The organism is Aeromonas intestinalis (assembly GCF_054052485.1).
Window position 1 is genome coordinate 198,143 of the sequence record NZ_JBSTYK010000008.1, and the last position, 20,669, is coordinate 218,811.

At 60.5% G+C, this 20,669-nt stretch carries 24 protein-coding genes; 16 read left to right on the plus strand and 8 right to left on the minus strand.

Annotated features, from left to right (window positions below; translation table 11 throughout):
• Positions 1 to 39 precede the first annotated feature (39 nt).
• The 4 genes from ACW5W7_RS12500 to dolP are packed head-to-tail and all read left to right on the plus strand — an operon-like array spanning position 40 to position 3,443.
• Positions 40 to 1,947, plus strand: a complete 1,908-nt coding sequence (locus ACW5W7_RS12500; RefSeq protein WP_456501925.1) for a penicillin-binding protein activator — start codon at positions 40 to 42, stop codon at positions 1,945 to 1,947.
• Positions 1,868 to 2,260 carry a YraN family protein gene (locus ACW5W7_RS12505; RefSeq protein ID WP_456501926.1) on the plus strand — a complete coding sequence of 131 codons (393 nt, stop codon included), beginning with the start codon at positions 1,868 to 1,870 and terminating at the stop codon, positions 2,258 to 2,260. The genes ACW5W7_RS12500 and ACW5W7_RS12505 overlap by 80 nt, the downstream gene beginning before the upstream one ends.
• Before the next feature lie 9 nt (positions 2,261 to 2,269).
• A complete protein-coding gene (locus ACW5W7_RS12510) occupies positions 2,270 to 2,860 on the plus strand; it encodes a D-sedoheptulose-7-phosphate isomerase (protein ID WP_349920795.1) in 591 nt (196 codons plus the stop codon).
• Between the two features lie 4 nt (positions 2,861 to 2,864).
• Positions 2,865 to 3,443, plus strand: a complete 579-nt coding sequence (dolP, locus tag ACW5W7_RS12515; RefSeq protein ID WP_456501927.1) for a division/outer membrane stress-associated lipid-binding lipoprotein — start codon at positions 2,865 to 2,867, stop codon at positions 3,441 to 3,443.
• A gap of 49 nt (positions 3,444 to 3,492) precedes the next feature.
• Here the strand turns inward: dolP and ACW5W7_RS12520 are convergent, their stop codons facing one another.
• The 8 genes from ACW5W7_RS12520 to zapE form a co-directional block, all read right to left on the minus strand.
• On the minus strand, positions 3,493 to 3,918 hold the full coding sequence (locus ACW5W7_RS12520) for a ClpXP protease specificity-enhancing factor (RefSeq protein ID WP_349920793.1): 426 nt from the start codon (positions 3,916 to 3,918) through the stop codon (positions 3,493 to 3,495).
• A complete protein-coding gene (sspA, locus tag ACW5W7_RS12525) occupies positions 3,915 to 4,544 on the minus strand; it encodes a stringent starvation protein SspA (RefSeq protein ID WP_349920792.1) in 630 nt (209 codons plus the stop codon). Before sspA ends, ACW5W7_RS12520 begins: the two co-directional genes overlap by 4 nt.
• A gap of 87 nt (positions 4,545 to 4,631) precedes the next feature.
• Positions 4,632 to 5,366, minus strand: coding sequence for a cytochrome c1 (locus tag ACW5W7_RS12530; protein WP_349920791.1), 735 nt, complete (start codon positions 5,364 to 5,366; stop codon positions 4,632 to 4,634).
• Complete coding sequence (locus ACW5W7_RS12535; protein WP_456501928.1) at positions 5,363 to 6,580, minus strand: cytochrome b; 1,218 nt, start codon at positions 6,578 to 6,580, stop codon at positions 5,363 to 5,365. Before ACW5W7_RS12535 ends, ACW5W7_RS12530 begins: the two co-directional genes overlap by 4 nt.
• A 2-nt stretch (positions 6,581 to 6,582) precedes the next feature.
• Complete coding sequence (gene petA / locus ACW5W7_RS12540) at positions 6,583 to 7,173, minus strand: ubiquinol-cytochrome c reductase iron-sulfur subunit (protein WP_349920789.1); 591 nt, start codon at positions 7,171 to 7,173, stop codon at positions 6,583 to 6,585.
• 299 nt (positions 7,174 to 7,472) lie between these two features.
• Complete coding sequence (rpsI, locus tag ACW5W7_RS12545) at positions 7,473 to 7,865, minus strand: 30S ribosomal protein S9 (RefSeq protein ID WP_005336286.1); 393 nt, start codon at positions 7,863 to 7,865, stop codon at positions 7,473 to 7,475.
• Positions 7,866 to 7,879: 14 nt separating this feature from the next.
• Positions 7,880 to 8,308, minus strand: a complete 429-nt coding sequence (rplM, locus tag ACW5W7_RS12550) for a 50S ribosomal protein L13 (protein WP_005336289.1) — start codon at positions 8,306 to 8,308, stop codon at positions 7,880 to 7,882.
• 266 nt (positions 8,309 to 8,574) lie between these two features.
• On the minus strand, positions 8,575 to 9,669 hold the full coding sequence (gene zapE, locus ACW5W7_RS12555; protein ID WP_456501929.1) for a cell division protein ZapE: 1,095 nt from the start codon (positions 9,667 to 9,669) through the stop codon (positions 8,575 to 8,577).
• Positions 9,670 to 9,808: 139 nt separating this feature from the next.
• On the opposite strand from zapE, the gene ACW5W7_RS12560 reads away from it, so the two are divergent.
• The 12 genes from ACW5W7_RS12560 (at position 9,809) to ACW5W7_RS12615 (ending at position 20,664) form a co-directional block, all read left to right on the plus strand.
• Positions 9,809 to 10,189 carry a YhcB family protein gene (locus ACW5W7_RS12560; protein WP_349920787.1) on the plus strand — a complete coding sequence of 127 codons (381 nt, stop codon included), beginning with the start codon at positions 9,809 to 9,811 and terminating at the stop codon, positions 10,187 to 10,189.
• Between the two features lie 81 nt (positions 10,190 to 10,270).
• Entirely contained in the window at positions 10,271 to 11,629 is a 1,359-nt protein-coding gene (locus ACW5W7_RS12565) for a Do family serine endopeptidase (RefSeq protein ID WP_349920786.1), read from the plus strand.
• A gap of 89 nt (positions 11,630 to 11,718) precedes the next feature.
• Positions 11,719 to 12,840, plus strand: a complete 1,122-nt coding sequence (gene degS / locus ACW5W7_RS12570) for an outer membrane-stress sensor serine endopeptidase DegS (protein WP_349920785.1) — start codon at positions 11,719 to 11,721, stop codon at positions 12,838 to 12,840.
• A gap of 307 nt (positions 12,841 to 13,147) precedes the next feature.
• Positions 13,148 to 13,504: a transcriptional regulator gene (locus ACW5W7_RS12575; protein ID WP_349920784.1), complete on the plus strand. Its 357-nt coding sequence runs from the start codon at positions 13,148 to 13,150 to the stop codon at positions 13,502 to 13,504.
• A gap of 16 nt (positions 13,505 to 13,520) precedes the next feature.
• Complete coding sequence (locus ACW5W7_RS12580; protein WP_349920783.1) at positions 13,521 to 13,886, plus strand: SFCGS family glycine-rich protein; 366 nt, start codon at positions 13,521 to 13,523, stop codon at positions 13,884 to 13,886.
• The gene (locus tag ACW5W7_RS12585) at positions 13,886 to 14,182 is read left to right on the plus strand and encodes a DUF4312 family protein (RefSeq protein ID WP_349920782.1); all 297 of its coding nucleotides are present in this window, start codon (positions 13,886 to 13,888) and stop codon (positions 14,180 to 14,182) included. Before ACW5W7_RS12580 ends, ACW5W7_RS12585 begins: the two co-directional genes overlap by 1 nt.
• A gap of 21 nt (positions 14,183 to 14,203) precedes the next feature.
• Positions 14,204 to 14,980, plus strand: coding sequence for a DUF4311 domain-containing protein (locus tag ACW5W7_RS12590; RefSeq protein WP_349920781.1), 777 nt, complete (start codon positions 14,204 to 14,206; stop codon positions 14,978 to 14,980).
• A 10-nt stretch (positions 14,981 to 14,990) separates the two neighbouring features.
• Positions 14,991 to 15,641, plus strand: a complete 651-nt coding sequence (locus ACW5W7_RS12595; RefSeq protein ID WP_349920780.1) for a DUF4310 family protein — start codon at positions 14,991 to 14,993, stop codon at positions 15,639 to 15,641.
• Between the two features lie 42 nt (positions 15,642 to 15,683).
• Entirely contained in the window at positions 15,684 to 16,823 is a 1,140-nt protein-coding gene (locus tag ACW5W7_RS12600) for an amidohydrolase/deacetylase family metallohydrolase (protein ID WP_456501930.1), read from the plus strand.
• On the plus strand, positions 16,807 to 17,922 hold the full coding sequence (locus tag ACW5W7_RS12605; protein WP_456501931.1) for a DgaE family pyridoxal phosphate-dependent ammonia lyase: 1,116 nt from the start codon (positions 16,807 to 16,809) through the stop codon (positions 17,920 to 17,922). Before ACW5W7_RS12600 ends, ACW5W7_RS12605 begins: the two co-directional genes overlap by 17 nt.
• A complete protein-coding gene (dagF, locus tag ACW5W7_RS12610; RefSeq protein WP_456501932.1) occupies positions 17,922 to 18,659 on the plus strand; it encodes a 2-dehydro-3-deoxy-phosphogluconate aldolase in 738 nt (245 codons plus the stop codon). Before ACW5W7_RS12605 ends, dagF begins: the two co-directional genes overlap by 1 nt.
• Positions 18,660 to 18,759: 100 nt before the next feature.
• Positions 18,760 to 20,664: a BglG family transcription antiterminator gene (locus ACW5W7_RS12615; RefSeq protein ID WP_456501933.1), complete on the plus strand. Its 1,905-nt coding sequence runs from the start codon at positions 18,760 to 18,762 to the stop codon at positions 20,662 to 20,664.
• Positions 20,665 to 20,669: the final 5 nt, after the last annotated feature.

Genomic DNA, 20,669 nt, shown 5'->3' on the forward strand with positions numbered 1-20,669 from the left:
CCCGTTTACACTATGGAGAACTTCAACACTGGTCGGGGAATGAACTTGAACCGGGTTACAAAGCAGCTAAGTGTATCACGACTCTTCGGCATCCTACTCGCGGCGCTCTTGCTCGCCGCCTGTGCGTCGGAGCCCAATTCATCCACCGGCCAGCCCGGCATGCCGTCGGCCTTCTCGGATCTGACCAAGAATGCCCAGTGGTATCTGGAGCAGGTGGATCCTGCCAAGCCGGCCGAAGCCTTCACCTGGCAGGTGATGGCGGCGCGCAGCTATCTGGCCCTCGGCCAGGCCAAGCCCGCCTCGGCGCTCTACCAGCAACTGCAAAAGCAGGCCCAGAGCGATGAGCAGAAGGCCCAGCTGCAACTGCTGCAGGCTCACCTGCTGCTGGCCCAGGGCAACGCCAACCAGGCGCTGATCCTGCTGGAAGGCAAGCCCGAGGTGGCGCTGGATGCCGACACCCAGAAGGACTGGTATCGCCAGCGGGTGGTGCTGCAGCTCGACATCAACAACAAGTTTGGTGCCGCCAAGTCACTGATCCTGCTGGAGCCCTATCTCGCCAAGAATGAGCTGGCGACCAATCACCAGCAGATCTGGTCCCTGCTCAAGAGCATGACCCCCTCCACCCTGCAGGCGCTGGAAGAGGCGCCAGCCCCTGACGTGACCACCGGCTGGCTGCGACTGGCGGCGCTGGTCAACGAGTTTGGTGCTCAGCCCGGCCAGCTCTCCCGCCAGCTGGCGGGCTGGAAGCAGAGCTTCCCGAACCATCCGGCCCAGAGCGACATGCCCGCCGGCCTCGGCGATCTCGCCACCACCAATGTCGGCTCGCTGCAGCAGGTCGCCGTCTTCCTGCCGCTGTCCGGCAATCTGGAAGCCCAGGGCGCCGCCATTCGCAACGGCATGCTGATGTCTTACAAGGAGAATCAGGGTCAGTTCACCCTGAACTTCTACGACACCCAGGGCAAGGCGATGGGGGCTCTCTACCAGCAGGCGGTCCAGGAAGGGGCGAACATGATCATCGGTCCCCTGCTCAAGGACAGGGTCGAGGAGCTGCTCAAGGCCAACCCGACCGTGCCCGTGTTGGCGCTGAACGAGCTGGACAAGCCCATCGTCAATGACAACACCTACTACTTCTCCCTCTCCGCCGCCGCCGATGCGGGTCAGGCCGCCCAGTACCTCTATGCGCAGGGTTACCGCAAGCCCCTGCTGATTGCGGCCCAGGGCCGTATCGGTTACAGCAGCATCAAGGCGTTCGAACAGTCCTGGGCCGGTCTGAGCCAGGAGAAACCCGTGGTCGCCACCTTCGGGGCGCGCAACGAGGTGCAAGGCATGGTCAAGAACGCCCTGAGCGGCCGTTCTACCGCCCGTGCCGGGGAAATCGTCCAGCTGTCCGATGCCGCGCCGCGCAGCATCGATGCCGTATACGTGGTGGCCAACAGCCTGGAAACCCGGATGATCAAACCCTACGTGGACATCTCGGTCGACCCCATGGGCAGCCTGCCCATCTACAGCAGCGCCCGCGGTTATGACAGTGGCGCCACCGAGGTCGCCTCCGAGCTCAACGGCATGCACATCTCCGACATGCCGCTGCTGCTGGGTGGTTATGAACCACAACGCGAGCAGATCGCCGTGCTCTGGCCACAAACCCAGGGCGACCTGCTGCGCCTGTTTGCCCTCGGTTACGATGCGGTCAGCCTGGCAGGCAACCTGCCACAGATGCGCAAGGTCAACGCCATGCAGCAGCCGGGCATGAGTGGTCAACTGAGCGTGGATCCTCAAGGCAACGTGGTGCGCATGCTGGACTGGGCCATCTATCAGAATGGCAAGCTGGTGAGCGACAGCGCCGTGCCCCAGATAGAGGAAAGCTCCCATGAAGGGTCTACTGGCACGCATGAACCGGCAGTGGCAGAACCTGTTCCCGTCACCGACGAGCAAGGGTCAGCACTTTGAGCACCTAGCGGAGCGCTGGTTGCAGGCCCAGGGTCTGCAACCCGTGACCCGCAACTATCGCTGTCGGGGTGGCGAGATCGATCTCATCATGCACCAGGGGGACACCCTGGTGTTTGTCGAGGTCAGGTACCGTGAGAGCGCCAGCCATGGCGGTGCCGCCAGCTCGGTCACCCGGCGCAAACAGCACAAGATCGTGCTGGCCGCACGCCACTATTTCAAGCAACATGCCATCAACGAGGCCAGCCAGGCCTGCCGATTCGATGTGATCGCGTTCGAAGGCGACCAGCCACACTGGATCCGGAACGCATTTTAAGAGGACCCCATGACTGATCCCATCAAAGAGAATTACACCGAGAGCATCCAGACCAAGATAGCCGCTGCCGAGGCGCTGCCGGAGGCTATCCATACCGCAGCCCAGATGCTGACCATCTGTCTGCTCAATGGCCACAAGGTGATGGCATGCGGCAATGGTCCTTCCGCCGCCCTGGCCCAGCTGTTTATCTCCGAGCTGGTCAACTGCTACGAGACCGAGCGCCCCTCCCTGCCCGGCATGGCCCTGACCCCGGACATGGCGACCATCAGCGCCATCGCCACCGATCACGGCTTCGAAGAGGTTTACTCCAAGCAGATCCGGGCCCTGGGTCAGCCGGGAGATATCCTGGTGGTCATCACGACCACGGGAAACAGCCGCAACCTGATCAAGGCGGCAGAAGCCGCTCTCTCCCGCGACATGACCATCATAGTGCTCGGTGGTGGTGACGGCGGCGAGATCGCCGGCCTGCTCGGTCCCAACGACGTGGAAATCCGGGTGCCCTCAGCCCGCCGCCCCCGCATTCTGGAGGTGAACCTGTTGACCCTGCACTGTCTCTGTGATCTCATCGACCAGACGCTTTTCCCGCAACAGGAGGATTGAAACGATGAACAAGAAGATATTGGTGCTTGGCCTGCTGACTACCTCCCTGCTGCTGCAAGGCTGCGCCGCCGTCGTGGTGGGAGGCGCTGCCGGGGCCACCAAGGCGTCCGGCGATCGCCGTACCCTGGGCGCTCAGTGGGACGATCAGACCATAGAACTGAAAGCGGCCAATCTGCTGGCGGACAACAAGCAACTGAGCGCAGCCAGCAAGATCAGCGTCTACAGCAACAATGGCCGCGTACTGTTGGTCGGCCAGACCCCTTCCGACGCCTACAAGCAGGAAGCGGGCAAGATAGTGGGTCGAATCGAAGGGGTTCGCCACGTCTACAACGAGCTGCGCCTCGGCAAGCCGGTGAGCATAGGGGTGCGCAGCAACGATACCTGGATCACCTCCAAGGTCAGAGCCGACATGCTGGGCACCAAGGGCTTTGACAGCACCAAGGTCAAGGTGGTAACCGAGAATAGCGAGGTCTTCCTCATCGGTCTGGTGACCCGTCAGGAAGGAGATCAGGCGGTGGAGATCGCCCGCCACGTCAGCGGTGTGAAGCAGGTGATCAAGGCCTTCGAATTTGCCCAGAACTGATCTCCCGGCAAACAGCCATAAAAAAACGCAGCCAACTGGCTGCGTTTTTTCATTTGATGACCTTGAGGGTCGGGCGACCACTGGGACGCGGCGGTTCCGGCTCCGGTTCTGCCGGCGCTTCGGCCTGTTCCAGCCAGAGATCATAACCCGGCTCCGGCGGGAACAAGGTCCCCACGCCGTTCTCCCGGGCATGGATGGCCAGGATCGCCGCCATGGGGATGTAGACCTGCTGCGACACGCCGCCGAAGCGGGCGCTGAAGCTGACGGCATCATTATCCATGTGGAACTGACCCACGGCCCGTGGCGCTATGTTCAGGACGATTTGACCATCCTGAACGAACTGCATCGGCACCATCACATGGGGAATATTGGCATTGACCACCAGATGGGGGGTCAGATCGTTATCCAGCAGCCAGTCGAAGAACGCCCGTAGCAGGTACGGGCGACTGGGAGTCATGGTAGGTTCCGTACTCATATGCTGGCACGGATCTCGCGCTCGGCCTCGGTCAGGGAGGCCTGGAAAGATTCACGTTCGAACAGGCGAACCATGTAGGCCTTCAGCTCTTTGGCACCACGACCGGTGAAGTCGATGCCCAGGCTCGGCAGACGCCACAAAAGCGGAGCCATGTAGCAATCGACCAGACCGAACTCTTCGCTCATGAAATAGGGCATCTCACCGAAGATGGGGGCGATGGCCAGCAGGTTGTCCCGCAGCTCGGCACGCGCGGCGTCGGCATCGGTACCCGCCATGATCTTGTCGGCCAGGGAGTACCAGTCCAGTTCGATGCGGTGCATCATCAGGCGGCTGTTACCACGCGCCACCGGGTAGACCGGCATCAGCGGCGGGTGCGGGAAGCGCTCGTCCAGATACTCCATGATGATGCGCGAGGTGTACAACGCCAGTTCGCGATCCACCAGGGTCGGCACACTGTTGTACGGGTTCAGCTCGGCCAGCTCGTCCGGCAGGTTGCTTGGGTCAACCTGGCAGATATCCACGCTCACCCCCTTCTCCGCCAGGACAATGCGCACCTGATGGCTGAACATATCGTTGGCACCGGAAAACAGCGTCATTACCGAACGCTTATTGGCAGCTACAGCCATTGAACCCTCCCGTCATTAAAAAGCAGAAACGGCAATGAAGGTGTTTTATCTCCATTGCCGTGCGTCATATTACCCTGATCTGGTCGCTTAGTGAACGTCGCGCCAGAATTCCTTCTTCAACAGCACAGTGAAGATGAAGAAGATAGCGATGAAACCGAGTACCCAGAAACCCATGCGTTCGCGCTCCTGCTGTACCGGCTCAGCCGAGTAGACCAAGAAGTTTACCAGATCCAGTACCGTCTGATCATATTCTTCGTTATTCATTTCACCGTTGCCGTCAGATTTGATGCTGACGACTTGCTGAACCGGCTGCCCGTCCACCTCGTGGGTACCGAATTCGGCCCTGGGCGTGCCTTGCAGCGGTTCCAGCACATGGGGCATACCCACGGACGGGAAGACCGCATTGTTCACCCCGAATGGACGGGTTTCATCCACGTAGAAGGAGCGCAGATAGGTGTAGATCCAGTCCGCACCGCGCACCCTGGCAACCAGGGTCAGATCCGGCGGTGGTGCCCCGAACCAGCGCGCCGCATCCTTCTCGGACATGGCACTCTTCATCAGATCGCCAATCTTGGCCCCGGTGAAGATGAGGTTCTCCCGCATCAGATCTTCCGGAATGCCGATATCGGCAGCCACCCGGTTGTAACGCTGATACTGGGTCGAGTGGCAACCGGCGCAGTAGTTCATGAAGGTGGCGGCCCCCCGTTGCAAGGACGCCTTGTCACCCAGGTCGTAATCGGCCTTGTCGAGCGGGAAACCACTGCCGGCCGCCAGTGCCAGACTCGGCAACAGGGCAAGTACCGCGAAAATTATTCTTTTCATTTGAATGTCACCCTCTCCGGCAGCGGCTTGGTGCTCTCATTCTTGCTGTAGAAGAACAACAGGACGAAGAATCCGAAATACCCCAGCGAGCAGATCTGCGCGACCAGCGTCAGGGTCGGCGTCGACGGCAGCACCCCCAAGACCCCCAGAATGACGAAGCAGACCACGAACTGGGCGATGTTCAACTTGTGCAGGGTGCTGCGATAGCGCACCGAGCGCACCTTGCAGCGATCCAGCCAGGGCAGCAGGAACAACACGACGATGGAGAGGCCCATCATGATGACCCCCAGCAGCTTGTCCGGCACCGCCCGCAAGATGGCGTAGAAGGGAGTGAAGTACCAGACGGGCGCAATGTGCTCCGGCGTCTTCAGACCGTTTGCCACCTCGAAGTTCGGCTTCTCGAGGAAGTAGCCCCACATGTCCGGCTTGAAGAAGATGATGGCGCAGAACAGGAACAGGAAGCCCGCTACCCCGATCATGTCCTTGACGGTGAAGTACGGGTGGAACGCAACCGCGTCCAGCGGCCAGCCCTTCTCATCCTTGTGCTTCTTGATGTCGATGCCATCCGGGTTGTTGGAACCCACTTCGTGCAGCGCCAGGATGTGCATGGCCACCAGCATCACCAGCACCAGCGGCAGGGCGATGACATGCAGTGCGAAGAAGCGGTTCAGGGTGGCACCCGAGATGACGTAGTCCCCCCGGATCCACAGGGTCAGATCGTCACCGATGACCGGGATGGCGCCAAACAGCGAGATGATGACCTGGGCCCCCCAGAACGACATCTGTCCCCAGGGCAGCAGGTAGCCCATGAAGGCTTCCGCCATCAGCACCAGGAAGATCAACATGCCGAAGATCCACAGCAGCTCGCGCGGCTTCTGGTAAGAGCCGTAGATCATGCCGCGGAACATGTGCAGATAGACCACCACGAAGAAGGCGGAGGCACCGGTGGAGTGCATGTAACGCAACAACCAGCCGTAGTCCACATCCCGCATGATGTACTCCACCGAGGCGAAGGCGCCTTCGGCGGAAGGATTGTAGTTCATGGTCAGCCAGATACCGGTGATGATCTGGTTGACCAGCACCAGCATGGCCAGCGAGCCGAAGAAGTACCAGAAATTCAGGTTCTTGGGCGCGGGATACTTGGCCATGTGATCGTTGTACATGGCGGTGAGCGGGAAACGATCGTCGATCCAGCCCATGAGTTTGGTCAACATGATCAGGCCTCCTTGCCATCAGCACCCACCAGAATGGTGGTATCGCTGAGGAATTGATATGGCGGAATAACCAGATTCAATGGCGCGGGAACGCCTTGGAATACCCGGCCGGCCATGTCAAACTTGGAACCATGACAGGGGCAGAAGAAGCCGGAAGTCACCCCCTGAACCTGTTCACCGAAGCTGTCCGGCAGGTAAGAAGGAGAGCAGCCGAGGTGGGTGCAAATGCCGACCGCGACGAAGATCTCGGGTTTGATGGATCGATAGCCGTTGTGGGCGTAATCCGGCTGCTGTGGTTCATCGGAGGCGGGGTCACGCAGCTTGTCGTCATGGGCCGCCAGGGCGTCCAGCGTCTGCTTGGTACGCTTAACGACCCAGACCGGCTTGCCACGCCACTCCACACGGATGAGCTGGCCCGGTTCCAACTTGCTGATATCGACTTCAACCGGGGCCCCCGCCGCTTTGGCTTTGGCACTCGGATTCCATGATTTTATAAACGGCACTGCGGTAAAAGCAGCTCCTACACCGCCAACGGCAACCGTTGACCAGGTAAGAAATCTGCGGCGGCCGGTATCAACTGGCACATTGCTCATCCAAAAACTCTCCCATGTGGACTCCGCTCATTCTTATTAGTGTCCCGTTTCCCTTTCGCCTTCCCCATGACAACTGCGGCGGAAGCGGAGTGGCAATTGACACAGAAAGACCATGGGAAATTTTAAAGAAAAGATAACAATTTGACAAGAAAGAGAGTCGATGGGTAAAAACAATAAATACACATTTTTTTGTCTTTTGTGACGCATGGTTAGCAATAACGTGCGGAATATTACCAATAAAAAAAGCCTGGCGATTGCCAGGCTTTTTGACACTCGTGAGAGTGCGTACCAAAAGCGAATTAACGCTTGGAGTACTGCGGACGCTTACGCGCTTTGTGCAGACCGACTTTCTTACGCTCAACCTTACGGGCATCGCGAGTAACAAAGCCTGCTTTACGCAGTTCGGAACGCAGGGTCTCGTCGTACTGCATCAGAGCACGAGTGATACCGTGGCGGATCGCACCAGCTTGACCGGAGATGCCACCACCGTTAACGGTGATGTACAGATCCAGTTTCTCGGTCATCTCAACCAGTTCCAGCGGCTGACGAACTACCATGCGGGCAGTCGGACGACCGAAGTATTGCTCCAGGGAGCGCTGGTTGATTACGATTTTACCGCTACCCGCTTTGATGAAGACGCGAGCAGTGGAGCTTTTGCGACGGCCGGTACCGTAGTATTGATTTTCTGCCATGTTGCCAGTTCCCGTTAGATATCCAGTACTTGAGGTTGCTGAGCAGCATGAGCGTGCTCTGCGCCTGCGTAAACTTTCAGCTTACGGAACATGGCACGACCCAGCGGGCCCTTCGGCAGCATGCCCTTGACGGCAGCTTCGATTACCATTTCCGGCTTACGCTGAATCAGCTTGTCGAAGCTGATGGACTTGATACCACCCGGGAAACCGGAGTGAGCATGGTACATTTTGTCGGTAAATTTCTTACCGGTTACGTGTACCTTCTCGGCGTTTACAACGATGATGTAATCACCGGTGTCAACGTGCGGAGTGTATTCCGCTTTGTGCTTACCGCGCAGACGAGCAGCGATCTCGGTGGCGATACGACCCAGAGTTTTACCTTCTGCGTCCACAATGTACCAGTCACGTTTTACGGTTTCTGGCTTGGCAACGAAAGTTTTCATTAAGTTAAACCCAATTACCTGTTACAGACCCAATTGCTTATGGGGGCTCTCCCACAAACAACAAACGATGGCCTACCTGTACCCCTTCGAATACAAGTAAAGCTTAAAGTGTTGCTGTCTTATCGACAGCTGTAACGTGGGCCGGGCGATTATAAGTGAAGTTGCCTTAAATATCACCTGCTAATTTCACTGCCATGAAGCTAGCAAATGTCGCCCGGCCCTACCTGCCGCAGATGCCCATCCGACTGGCAGGCGCAGTATTGTGACTAAGGAAGGTGCACTCTGGCAAGGTATTCGTGCGATTGCATCTCCTGGAGCCGTGAAAGGCAGCGCTTGAATTCGAAATTCAGCAGGCCGTCTCCGTAGAGTTCAACCATGGGTACCGCTGCCGACAAGATGAGCTTGACGTGCCGCTCGTAGAACTCGTCCACCATAGCGATGAAGCGGCGGGCGGCATCATCCGTCCCCGTGCCCATGGGCTGCACATTGGCCAGCAAGACGGTGTGAAATTCCCGGGCCAGCTCGATGTAATCCCCCTGGGAGCGGGGAGTACAACAGAGCTGCTCAAACTCCATGTAGAGCACTCCTTCCCCTTTCCCCAGCGCGCTCAGCTGACGATGATTGACTTCAAGAGGGGCTGGGATCGCCTGAGGCAACCCCGACAACTGACTGAAGTAGCGTTCCAGGTTGCTTTTGGCTTCTTCATCCAGGGGGAAATGATAGATCTCGGCCTGCTCCAGGGTGCGCAGACGATAATCCACCCCTCCGTCCACATTGAGGATCTCGCAGTGCCGCTCGATGAGCGCGATGGCGGGCAGGAAACGCGCCCGCTGCAGGCCGTTGCGATAGAGATCCTTGGGTGGAATGTTGGACGTCGCCACCAGCACGACGCCGTGGCCGAACAGCTCCTGGAACAGGGTGCCCAGCAGCATGGCATCGGTGATGTCGGAGACGAAAAACTCATCGAAGCAGATGACATCCACCTCGCCCGCCAGCCTGCTGGCGATGATCTTGAGAGGATCGGCCTGGCCGGTCAGCCCCTTGAGTTCGGCATGGATGCGGTGCATGAAGCGGTGGAAGTGAATACGCAGCTTGCGTGTGCCCGGCAGGCTTTCGAAGAAAGTATCCATCAACCAGGTCTTGCCTCTGCCCACTCCACCCCACATATAGAGTCCAAGGATGGGAGCCGGTGGCTTGGTTTTTTGCAGCCAGCCAAACAGGCCACGGGATCTGGTCGGAGTCGGGCTGGCGCACAAATCCTGATAGAGTCGTTCCAGCCGGGTCACGGCCATCGCCTGGGCCGGGTCGGCCAAAAAGCCGGGACGCTGCAAATCCTGCTGGTATTTTTGCTGCGGGGTCATCCTGTCAACCGTCTCCAAGTCCCTGAATGAAGGACAAAATAGTATCACGCCCTCGGGGTGCACGGTATAGTGCCATCGAGGCACAGCGGCCATGTCGGTCGCCTCAACACTCATCGATTTAGCTGTAAAAGGAGCATCTATGACTCTGTTAAACGGGATCCTGCTGGCGGTAGCCGCACTGATCATCGGCGTTCTGGTCGGTCGTTTTACTGTCCGCAGCCGGGATGCCGGGCGCCTGGAGCAGGAGCTGAAAAAGGCCCACAAGGAGCTGGAAAGCTACCAGGGTCAGATCAACACCCACTTCGCCGACAGCGCAGCCCTGATGGAACAGCTGGCCGACCAATACCAGACCCTCTATCGCCACATGGCCGAACAGAGCAAGTTCCTGGCCAAGGTACAGGAGCCGCTGTTCCGCGAGTCAGAGGCCGAAGAGGTGAAGGATGAATCAGCCAATGAGCAGCCGGGTCTGCCGCCACGTGACTATGCGGGCGCCTCGGGTCTGCTCAAGCAATCCAGCTAGCCCCTGGTGGAACTTATTACGCCTTATCGTGGTCAGACCTTGACGATTGCACTGCAACTTTTTCTGGGAGCTGTTTCTCATATGCGTAAATCTCTTTCTGTATTCAGTGTATTAGCCCTCAGTGTCGGTATCGCCCTGTCTGCGGCGCCAGCGCAAGCTGCCCTGCCCCTGCTGGCGAACAACCAGGAGATGCCGAGCCTGGCCCCCGTCCTCGAGCAGGTCACTCCTGCCGTGGTCAACATCTCCGTCTCTGGCAAGAAGATCACCCGCCAGCGCCTGCCCGAACAATTCCGCTTCTTCTTCGGCCCCAACATGCCTGACGAGCAGGTGAGCGAGCAGCCCTTCCAGGCGCTCGGCTCCGGCGTCATCATCGATGCGAAGAAAGGCTATGTGATCACCAATGCCCACGTGGTTCACGAGGCGGACGAGATCAAGGTCAATCTGAAGGACGGCCGTGAATATGCCGCCAAGAAGATAGGCGAAGACAAGCAGTCCGACATCGCCCTGCTGCAGATCAAGGCCGATGACCTGGTACAAATCAAGTTTGCCGATTCCGACGACCTGCGGGTCGGTGACTATGCGCTCGCCATCGGCAACCCGTTCGGCCTGGGCCAGACCGTCACCTCCGGCATCGTCAGTGCCCTCGGTCGCAGCGGCCTCAACATCGAAAACCTGGAAAACTTCATCCAGACCGATGCGGCCATCAACTCCGGCAACTCAGGTGGTGCCCTGCTCAACCTGCGTGGCGAGCTGATCGGCATCAACACCGCCATTCTGGGACCGAACGGCGGCAACATCGGCATCGGCTTCGCCATCCCGTCCAACATGGTGCGGGACCTGTCGGAGCAGATCGTCAAGTACGGTGAAGTCCGTCGTGGCCAACTGGGGATCACGGGGACCGAGCTGACCTCTGATATCGCCAAGTCCTTCGGTTACAACAAGAAGGATGGTGCCTTCGTCAACCAGGTCATGCCAGACTCCGCGGCGGCCAAGGCCGGCATCAAGGCAGGCGACATCATCGTCAGCATCGATGGCAAGGCCATCCGCTCCTTCGGTGAGCTGCGTGCCAAGATAGCCACCATGGGGGCCGACAAGCAGGTGGCGCTCGGCCTCATCCGTGATGGCAAGGAACAGACCGTCAAGGTCACCCTGAAGAAGGCCGATGACAGCGAGATCCTCGCCAGTGCCCTGCACCCGGCACTCGAAGGAGCCAAGCTCAGCACCACCTCAGAGCCGGTGACCGGCGTGGCCGTCTCCGATATCGATCCGCGCTCCCCTGCCGCCGCCTCCGGCCTGCAGAAGGGCGACATCATCATCGGGGTCAACCGCCTGCGCATCAACAGCCTAGGTGAACTGACCAAGGCGCTGAAGGACAAGCCGGAAGTACTGGCGCTGAACATCCAGCGTGGCGACTCCTCCCTCTATTTGGTGATCCGTTAAGCCCCTCACACCCGCGGCAACCGCCGCGGGTGATTTTTATCCACCGATAATGTTATTCTCTGCGCGCAGCCTGTACGGATGAGAATGACATGAAAATCCCACCTTTGATCAGCTACTTGGGCAAGTCTGTCGGCTTCGGCCTCACCGTCGCAGCACTCCTGTTGTTGCTGTTCCCCAATTTCCGTGGCGGAGCCCAGCTACCCGGCCTCATCACCAATGCCCGCGAGCTGAGTTTCTCCTACGCCGCTCACCGCGCCGGCCCCGCCGTCGTCAACATCTACACCCGCAGCTTTGCCGGCAACCGTGGTGAAAAGGCGGAGCTGCGACCACAGGGTCTGGGCTCCGGGGTCATCATGAGCGCCCGCGGCCACGTGCTGACCAACTATCACGTCATCGCCGACGCGGATCAGATCATTGTCGCGCTGCAGGATGGCCGGGTATTCAGTGCCGAGCTGGTCGGCTCCGACAAGCTGACCGACTTGGCGGTGCTCTACATCGAATCGGACAACCTGCCGGTGATCCCGCAAGATCCCGACCGCCTGCCGGATGTGGGGGACGTGGTGCTCGCCATCGGCAACCCCTACAACGTCGGCCAGACCATCACCCAGGGCATCATCAGCGCCACCGGCCGCATCGGCCTCTCCAGCATGGGGCCGGACAGCAATGGCCGGCAGGATCTGCTGCAGACCGACGCCGCCATCAACGAAGGCAACTCCGGTGGCGCCCTGGTCAACGGCCGCGGCGATCTGGTGGGCATCAATACCGCCGCCTATCACCTCAACGGCAATCAGGAGAGTTACGGCATCAGCTTCGCCATCCCCTACAAGCTGGCCAAGCGCATCATGGATGAGCTCATCGCCAACGGCCGGGTCATCCGCGGCTACCTCGGCATCTCCAGTGTCGAGATCAACCCCATAGTCGCGCGCATGATGAATCTGGGCGATCTGCAGGGTCTGGTGGTGGAGAGCCTGGACCCCACGGGGCCCGCCAGCAAGGCCGGTCTCAAGCGCGGTGATGTGCTGCTCAAGGTCAATGGCGAAGCCATCAGCGGGGTAAGAGCCGTCATGGACAAGATCGTCGAGAGCCGCCCCGGCACCAAGCTGCGCATCTCCGTCATCCGCAATGGCAAACCGCTGGATGTGGATGTCATCATCGAGGAGGACGTGCGCTACCAGAACCTGCCGGCCAGCAGCGCCACTTCCACCAGTTAAGCCGCCATTTGGTTACCGACAGGGCCCGATGGCCCTGTTTTCATGTCTGCCCCCCTTCCCTTTACGTGAGACGACTCACAGTTCCACATCTCGCCTACGGCCCGGTTTCTGCCACCAAAGTGCGGTGCGGATCACACTCATAGCGCCTGGAGTTCCCCTTTTAGCGCCCCTGAGCCACAGAAATGCCCATTTTGGGTCTGCTTTCCAGCCGGATTTCCAGTTCGAATCGGAAAAAAGCTGCCTCCTCCATACTGCTTTGCCCCCTTAGGGTAGGGTCATTCCTTCTGCCAGCCTTGGAGAGCAGACCTTGAAGACCCAGACCGACCACACCCTGACCCCGGATAGTCCGGATTTGTTACGCAAGACAGACCTGACTCTGGCCCGCATTTATCCCCTGCTGGCCGAACAGGGCATTCTCCCCAACGAGGTGCAAAAGCAGATGCTCGCCTCCCATGTCAAAGCCATGGTGTGGCGATCCTACAGCGGTGAATCCCTGCCGGAGGTCGATCTCAGCCTGTTTGACGAGATCTCCCCCCTATCCCTGCGACTGGCCGAGCAGGTCGTCGCCTGGCTGGACAAGCTGGCCTACGAAGAGGCCCATCTCTTGTCCGTCCATTTCGAAGTGGCCAAAGAAAATGAACTCAGTTCAGTACTGAACCCTTAATCAAGGAGATACCTGTATGTCAGCCATCAAACTCGTGATTGGAGATCGTCTCGGCAAGGGCCAGAAAGTGGGGGCCGGCGCCGAAGCCGCCGGTGCCAGCGTCACCGTCATTCCCGGCATGGCCGCCGATATGAAGCTCGGTGATGTGATGAACAAGGAGCAGGCGGATCTCGGCATCTCCTTCTGCGGCAGCGGCGGAGCCGGTGCCATCACGGCCCAGACCAAGTACGGCTACAAGTGCCGCTACGGCATGCGATCCATCGAAGAGGGCGTCACCGCCATCAACGAAGGCTGCGTGGTGCTGGGCTTCGGCTTCATGGACAAGGAAGAGCTGGGCCAGAAGCTGGTCGAAGCCTTCGCCAAGAAGCACGGTCGCGCCTGATGAAAGAACACTTCACCACCCAGGTCATCGTCAATGGCAAGGGGGCGACACGCCAGCAGGCGTTCGCCGCCGCCCTCAGCCAGGTGCAACCCACGCTGCTCAAGGGCAGCCAGCACGTCATGCTGCGGCTCGAACCGGTCGAGGTTCAGGTGCTCAAGGCCGAGGAGTCGGTCCGGGTGGAGAAGTTTCTGTTCTTCTTCCTGCCGCGCCAGCGTCGTGAGTTCCGCGTCCAGCTGGAGATCGCCGTCAAGGTCACCAGCCTGGACGTGGACAAGGTGGATTTCAGCCTGGTTTAACCCACAAAAAGGACATGTTGGATGTTTCTAATCATTCTTTTCAAATCATTGATCATCGGCGGCCTGGTGGGCGTCGGTGTGGGGGCCGGTGCGGCACGGATGTTCCATGCACCGACCGTGCAGGGCATGGGGGCCTTCCGTACCCTGGGCGAGCTCAACTCCTGTGAGGGAGACCCGGCGTCACACTTCTCCTTCGGTCTTGGCTTCTTCTTCAACGCCTGGGCCTCAACCGTTGCGGCAGGCGCCTTCACCCAGGACGTGGATCACCGCATCCTGCCGAACTGGGGCGCTGCGGCCCTGATGATCAAGAACCGGGATCTCGCCACCACCTTGCACGATCCCAAGAAGATGGCCATCGCCTGCGGCATCATCGGCGCCATCGTCGTCGCCTTCTTGAACAGCACCGCCGCCGCCGTCCCCGCCGCCTTGCAGGTCACCGCCGTCAAGGTACTGGTGCCCGCCGCCAACCTGCTGGTCAACACCGTCATGCCGGTGATCTTCTGGCTGGCCGCCATCGAGGCGGGCAAGAAGTCCGGCTTCTGGGCCACCATCTTCGGCGGTTTGGCCCAGCTCATCATGGGCAACGCCGTACCGGGTCTGGTACTCGGTATCCTCATCGGCAAGGGGGTGGAAGAGAGCGGCTGGAACCATGTCACCAAGGTGATGATGGCGGCCATCGTGCTGCTGTTCGTGCTGAGCGGATTCTTCCGTGGCTTCGACATGAAACTGATCGAGTCCTTCCACCTCGGGGTACCCCTGTGGCTGGACAATGTCCACAACCTGATGAGCGGAAAATAAGGACTATCCCATGGATGAGAAATTGAGAAACAACTTCTGGTATGCCGACTGGTCCTTCCCCATCTTCGTCGGTCTGCTGTCAGCCGGGGTCTTTGCCGGGACCCACATGTTCTATCTGTACGGGGTCGGTGCCTTCAACGAGGTGGCCTTCGTCGCCATGCTGAAGGCCGGGATGGATACGGGTGCCTACGGCGCGGTCGCGGCCTTTGGTGCCAGCTTCCTGTTCGCCCGCATCATCGAAGGCTCCCTGGTGGGGATACTGGACATCGGCGGTGCCATCCAGACCGGCGTCGGCCTGGGAGTTCCCGCCCTACTGCTGGGTGCCGGCATCGTCTACCCGGTGGAGAACTTCACCGCCTCCCTGGTCACCGGCATGGGGATTGGCCTGGCCATCGGCTACGTGATCATCCTGGCCCGCAAGTTCACCATCAATCAGAGCAACTCCACCTATGGGGCGGATGTGATGATGGGGGCTGGCAACAGCTCGGGGCGCTTCCTCGGTCCCTTGATCATCCTCTCCGCCATGGGCGCCTCTATCCCCATCGGCCTGGGATCCCTGCTGGGTGCACTGCTGTTCTACATCTGGAACAAGCCCATCACCGGCGGCGCCATCCTGGGTGCCATGCTGCTCGGGACCTTCTTCCCGGTAGCCCTTGCATAAACACTGGCCGCCCTGCGGGGCGGCACGCTAGAGGCCAGCACCATGTATGACTTCATCATCAGAGCGGGACGCCAGGGAAACGGCGAGCTCATCGACATCGCCATTCTGGACGGCAAGATAGCGGCCATGGGTTCTCTCCCTGCCACGGCCGAGGCAAGAGAGACACTGGACCTGGCCGGTCAGACTTATGTGAGTGCAGGCTGGATCGATGGCCACACCCACTGCTACCCCGCTTCCCCCATCTATCACGATGAACCGGACAAGGTGGGCGTGGAATCCGGCGTGACCACCGTCATCGATGCGGGCAGCACCGGGGCCGACGATGTGGATGCCTTCCAGCAGTTGGCGGCCGGCCGCAAGACCCGGGTCCATGCGCTGCTCAACATCTCCCGCATCGGCCTGCTGCGCCAGAACGAGCTGGCCAATCCCGCCGATATCGACCCTGTGCTCGCCAAGGCCGCCATTCGCCGCCACCCCTCCTTCATCGTCGGCATCAAGGCCCGCATGAGTGGCAGCGTGGTGGGTGAAAATGGCCTGCAACCCCTGCGCATCGCCAAGCAGATCCAGCGCGACAACGGCGATCTGCCGCTGATGGTGCACGTGGGCAATACGCCTCCGGATCTGGACGAAATCGTCGCCCTGCTGGGTGAGGGCGATCTGCTGACCCACTGCTTCAACGGCAAACCAAATCGCATCCTGACCCCGACCGGTGAGCTGCGTCAGGCGGTACGCGACGCCATGCAGCGAGGCCTGCGCCTCGACATCGGCCATGGCGGCGCCAGCTTCAGCTTCGAAGTGGCTGAACACGCCATCCGTCAGGGGATCCTGCCCCACACCATCAGCTCGGACATCTATTGCAAGAATCGCATCAAGGGCCCCGTCTACAGCCTGGCCCACGTGATGTCGAAGTTTTTCGTCATCGGCATGAGCCTGGAGCAGGTGCTCGCCTGTGTCACCCATCAGGCCGCCGATGCCCTGCGTCTGCCTGGCAAGGGGCGGCTCGAGGTAGGCGCCGATGCCGACCTGACCCTGTTTGATCTGGCCAAGGGCCAGACGCTGTTCACGGATACCGAGGCGCAATCGCGCAGCGGCGACCTGCAACTGCTTCCCCTCGCCGTCCTGGTCGGCGGCAACCTGGTTCTGACTCACTATGGGAAATCACACCATGCCTTCTGTTTATGAGAAATATCAGCTCAAACCGGTGATCAACGCCTCCGGACGCATGACCATACTCGGTGTCTCCACGCCGGAGCAGGAGGTGGTCGACGCCGTCAATTTTGGCCTAGGCCACTACTTCGAGGTCAAGGATCTGGTCAACAAGACCGGGGCCTATCTCGCCGCCCTGCTGGGGGTCGAGGATGCGGTCGTGGTCTCCTGCGCCAGTGCCGGCATCGCCCAGTCGGTCGCCGCCGTGATCGTGCGCGGTGATGCCTACCGCCTTGAACAACTGCATGCCCATGCCCACGATGTACCGAGCGAAATCGTGCTGCCCAAGGGGCACAACGTGAACTTCGGCGCACCGGTCGGCACCATGATCAACCTGGGGGGTGGCAAGGTGGTGGAGGCCGGCTACGCCAACGAATGTTCGGCCGCCCAGCTGGCCGCCGCCATCAATCCGAAGACGGCCGCCATCCTCTACATCAAGTCCCACCACTGCGTGCAGAAGAGCATTCTGTCGGTGGCCGAGGCCGCGGATGTCGCCAAGGCCCACCAGCTGCCGCTGATCGTCGATGCCGCGGCGGAAGAGGATCTGCGCCTCTACTACCAGCAGGGCGCCGATCTGGTCATCTACAGCGGTGCCAAGGCCATCGAGGGGCCCACCAGCGGTCTGGTGCTCGGCAAGGCCCAGTATGTGGCATGGGTCAAACAGCAGGCAAACGGCATCGGCCGTGCCATGAAGGTTGGCAAGGAAGGGATCCTCGGCCTGACTCACGCCATCGAACGTTATCTGGAGAAAGAAAAGGAGAGCGGCACCGCCATGGTCGCCAAAATGGCTCCCTTCATCGAACGTCTCAACCAGCTGTCCGGCGTTACCGCCAAGGTGGTATGGGACAGCGCGGGACGCGACATCGCCCGTACCGACATTGCCTTCGACCACGAACGCCTCGGCATGACCACGGTCCAGGTGGTGGCCCGTTTGCAGCAGGGCAACCCCGCCATCTACTGCCGGGGCTACAAGGCCAACGAGGGCCACATCGAGATCGATGTGCGCAGCGTCAGCCCGGCCCAGCTCGATCAGATCCATCACGCCATCGCCCAGTTAACCCAGGAGAATCACTGATGTCCCTTATTCCCAATTACTACCGTGACCGGGTCTGCCTCAATGTGCTGGCGGGCTCCAAGCAGAATGCCGTCGATGTCTACGAGGCGGCCGAGGGCCACGTGCTGGTTGGCGTGCTCTCCAAGAACTACCCGGACGTGCCTGCCGCCGTCGCCGACATGAAAGAGTATGCCGCGCTCATCGACAACGCCCTCTCCATCGGGCTGGGCGCCGGGGATCCCCGCCAGTCCGCCATGGTCGCCGAGCTGGCCGGCCTGCTGCAGCCCCAGCATGTCAACCAGGTCTTCACCGGGGTCGGTGCCAGCCGGGCGCGACTTGACCAGTCCCAGAGCCTGGTCAACGGCCTTGTCTCCCCCACCGGCACTCCTGGCATGGTCAAGATCTCCACCGGGCCCCTCAGCGCCGGTCAGGCCGACGCCATCGTGCCCGTCGATACCGCCATCGCCATGCTCAAGGACATGGGGGGCAGCTCGGTCAAGTTCTTCCCCATGGGGGGGCTCAAGAGCCGGGATGAATATCAGGCGGTGGCCGAGGCTTGCGCCCGCCACGGCTTCTGGCTGGAACCGACCGGCGGCATCGATCTGGACAACTTCGAAGAGATAGTCCACATCGCACTGACCGCCGGGGTCGACAAGGTGATCCCCCACGTCTACAGCTCCATCATCGACGAGGCAGGCCAGACCCGCCCGGCCGACGTGCGCACCCTGCTCGACACGGTGAAACGCCTGCTACCCTGACCTGACAGTGCACCGGTCCAACCTCTGGCCGGTGCCTGGCTTGTTGATGATTCAATTGTTAACATCCTTTCCTCCCCCGCGATCGGAGTCTCCTTCCCCCATGACCAAGCTGCCCCACCCCAGACTCCATCAGTTGCTGACCCAGCTCCACGCCGAGGCCTTGCCGCAGGAGGAGCTGGCCCGTCGCCTCAATGTCTCCACCCGCACGGTGCGCACCGACGTGGCGACCCTGAACGAGCTGATCGCCACCCATGGCGCCCACCTCATCCACCAGCGCGGCAGCGGCTATCAACTCAAGATTTACAATCAGGGGTTGTTTGACGAACTGCTGGCGGCGCAGGAGCAGGAGGCCAGCCTGCCCCGCACCAGCCGAGAGCGAGTACTGCATCTGCAGTTGCTGCTGCTCACCGCCGAGCAGGGGATCAAGCTCGACGAGCTGGCCGATACCTGGTATCTGAGCCGGGCGGCGCTACAGGGAGACATGGCGGAAGTGAGGGAGAGGCTGATCCATTTCGGCCTGACCATCGACAGCAAGCCCCGCCTCGGCATGCGCATTCAGGGGGAAGAGACCGCCATCCGGGCCTGCCTCACCCAGTTGCTCTATCGGGAACAGAGCCGCAACAGTCCCTTGCAGGGCTTGCTGCCCAACCTCTGTCCCAGCAAGACTTTGGAAATCATCGGTAACCGGATCCACGCCCAGCTGGGTCGCCATCAGCTCAGGCTGGCCGACGAGAGTCTGCAGCAGCTCACCATCTATTGCGCCGTGGCCCTGCTTCGCCAGGCGGCGGGTCATGAGCTGCTGACCTTTAGCAGCGAGGATCTGACCGCCCCCCTCACCGCCGTGGCCCGCGACATCTATGATGAGCTGCCCACATTGACCGCACCGGGAGAGCCGGAGCTGCTGTGTCTCGCCATCCAGATCCAGGCTCGCCTCATCGCCGATACCCCGCAGCTCAGCCCGACCATGACGGCCGAAAGTGCCCACCTGGTGGCGCACCTGCTGGATTACATCCACGGACACTATCCCTATGACTTGCGCCACGACGACCAGTTGCACGCCGACCTGCTTACCCACATCAGCGCCATGTTGCTGCGGATCAAATACCAGATAGGCAGCGACAACCCGCTGGCGGATCACATCAAGCAGTACTATCCCCTCGCCTATGACATCACCCTCGCCGCCATCTCCGAGTGGATCAGGCAGACGCCCTATCATCTGACCCATCACGAGATAGGCTACCTGGTGATCCATATCGGCGTCGGACTCGAGCGCCACTATGACATCGGCTATAGCCGCCGCCCCCAGGCGTTGCTGCTGTGCGATGCCGGCAATGCCACCTTCCGGGTACTGGAGGCGCGGATCAAGCGGGAATACCCCCAGTTGCAACTGACCAGCTTGGAATCCGTGCGGGACTACGAGGGGCTCTCGCGGATCGAGCAGGATTTCGTGATAAGCACGGTCAAGGTGAGCGAGAAGAATGTGCCCGTGGTGCAGGTGGCCCCCTTCCCGGCCCAATACCAGCTGGAGCAGCTCGGCAAGCTGGTACTGGTCGATCGCACCCGCCCCTACCTGCTCGACAAGTACTTTGACGCCGACCATTTCATGGTGATCGATGAACCCATCAGCCAGTCGTCCCTGTTCGAACGGGTCTGCGATCAGCTGGAGAGGGAAGAGCAGGTGGAAACGGGGTTCAGGGGATCCTTGCAGGAGCGGGAGCGCATCGTCTCCACCATGTTGGGAGACGGCATAGCCCTGCCCCACTCCCTCGGCCTGCTGGCCAGGCGCACCCTGGTCTACACGGTGCTGGCCCCCCAGGGCATCGACTGGGGCAATGGCGAGACTGCCACCCTCATCTTCCTGCTGGCCATCGCCAAGGCGGACTATGAGGAGGCCATGGGCCTCTACGATCTCTTCCTGACCCTGATGAACGAAAAAGCCAGCAAGAATTTGCTGGCCTGTCGCAGTTTCGCCGGTTTCAAGGCACTGGCTCGTACCGGCGCCTAGTCAGA

Bases quoted from the DNA above. Each gene is read 5' to 3' on its own strand.
- ACW5W7_RS12500 (WP_456501925.1), top strand. From the start codon at position 40: ATGAACTTGAACCGGGTTACAAAGCAGCTAAGTGTATCACGACTCTTC.
- ACW5W7_RS12505 (WP_456501926.1), top strand. From the start codon at position 1,868: ATGAAGGGTCTACTGGCACGCATGAACCGGCAGTGGCAGAACCTGTTC.
- ACW5W7_RS12510 (WP_349920795.1), top strand. From the start codon at position 2,270: ATGACTGATCCCATCAAAGAGAATTACACCGAGAGCATCCAGACCAAG.
- dolP (WP_456501927.1), top strand. From the start codon at position 2,865: ATGAACAAGAAGATATTGGTGCTTGGCCTGCTGACTACCTCCCTGCTG.
- ACW5W7_RS12520 (WP_349920793.1), bottom strand. From the start codon at position 3,918: ATGAGTACGGAACCTACCATGACTCCCAGTCGCCCGTACCTGCTACGG.
- sspA (WP_349920792.1), bottom strand. From the start codon at position 4,544: ATGGCTGTAGCTGCCAATAAGCGTTCGGTAATGACGCTGTTTTCCGGT.
- ACW5W7_RS12530 (WP_349920791.1), bottom strand. From the start codon at position 5,366: ATGAAAAGAATAATTTTCGCGGTACTTGCCCTGTTGCCGAGTCTGGCA.
- ACW5W7_RS12535 (WP_456501928.1), bottom strand. From the start codon at position 6,580: ATGTTGACCAAACTCATGGGCTGGATCGACGATCGTTTCCCGCTCACC.
- petA (WP_349920789.1), bottom strand. From the start codon at position 7,173: ATGAGCAATGTGCCAGTTGATACCGGCCGCCGCAGATTTCTTACCTGG.
- rpsI (WP_005336286.1), bottom strand. From the start codon at position 7,865: ATGGCAGAAAATCAATACTACGGTACCGGCCGTCGCAAAAGCTCCACT.
- rplM (WP_005336289.1), bottom strand. From the start codon at position 8,308: ATGAAAACTTTCGTTGCCAAGCCAGAAACCGTAAAACGTGACTGGTAC.
- zapE (WP_456501929.1), bottom strand. From the start codon at position 9,669: ATGACCCCGCAGCAAAAATACCAGCAGGATTTGCAGCGTCCCGGCTTT.
- ACW5W7_RS12560 (WP_349920787.1), top strand. From the start codon at position 9,809: ATGACTCTGTTAAACGGGATCCTGCTGGCGGTAGCCGCACTGATCATC.
- ACW5W7_RS12565 (WP_349920786.1), top strand. From the start codon at position 10,271: ATGCGTAAATCTCTTTCTGTATTCAGTGTATTAGCCCTCAGTGTCGGT.
- degS (WP_349920785.1), top strand. From the start codon at position 11,719: ATGAAAATCCCACCTTTGATCAGCTACTTGGGCAAGTCTGTCGGCTTC.
- ACW5W7_RS12580 (WP_349920783.1), top strand. From the start codon at position 13,521: ATGTCAGCCATCAAACTCGTGATTGGAGATCGTCTCGGCAAGGGCCAG.
- ACW5W7_RS12585 (WP_349920782.1), top strand. From the start codon at position 13,886: ATGAAAGAACACTTCACCACCCAGGTCATCGTCAATGGCAAGGGGGCG.
- ACW5W7_RS12590 (WP_349920781.1), top strand. From the start codon at position 14,204: ATGTTTCTAATCATTCTTTTCAAATCATTGATCATCGGCGGCCTGGTG.
- ACW5W7_RS12595 (WP_349920780.1), top strand. From the start codon at position 14,991: ATGGATGAGAAATTGAGAAACAACTTCTGGTATGCCGACTGGTCCTTC.
- ACW5W7_RS12600 (WP_456501930.1), top strand. From the start codon at position 15,684: ATGTATGACTTCATCATCAGAGCGGGACGCCAGGGAAACGGCGAGCTC.
- ACW5W7_RS12605 (WP_456501931.1), top strand. From the start codon at position 16,807: ATGCCTTCTGTTTATGAGAAATATCAGCTCAAACCGGTGATCAACGCC.
- dagF (WP_456501932.1), top strand. From the start codon at position 17,922: ATGTCCCTTATTCCCAATTACTACCGTGACCGGGTCTGCCTCAATGTG.
- ACW5W7_RS12615 (WP_456501933.1), top strand. From the start codon at position 18,760: ATGACCAAGCTGCCCCACCCCAGACTCCATCAGTTGCTGACCCAGCTC.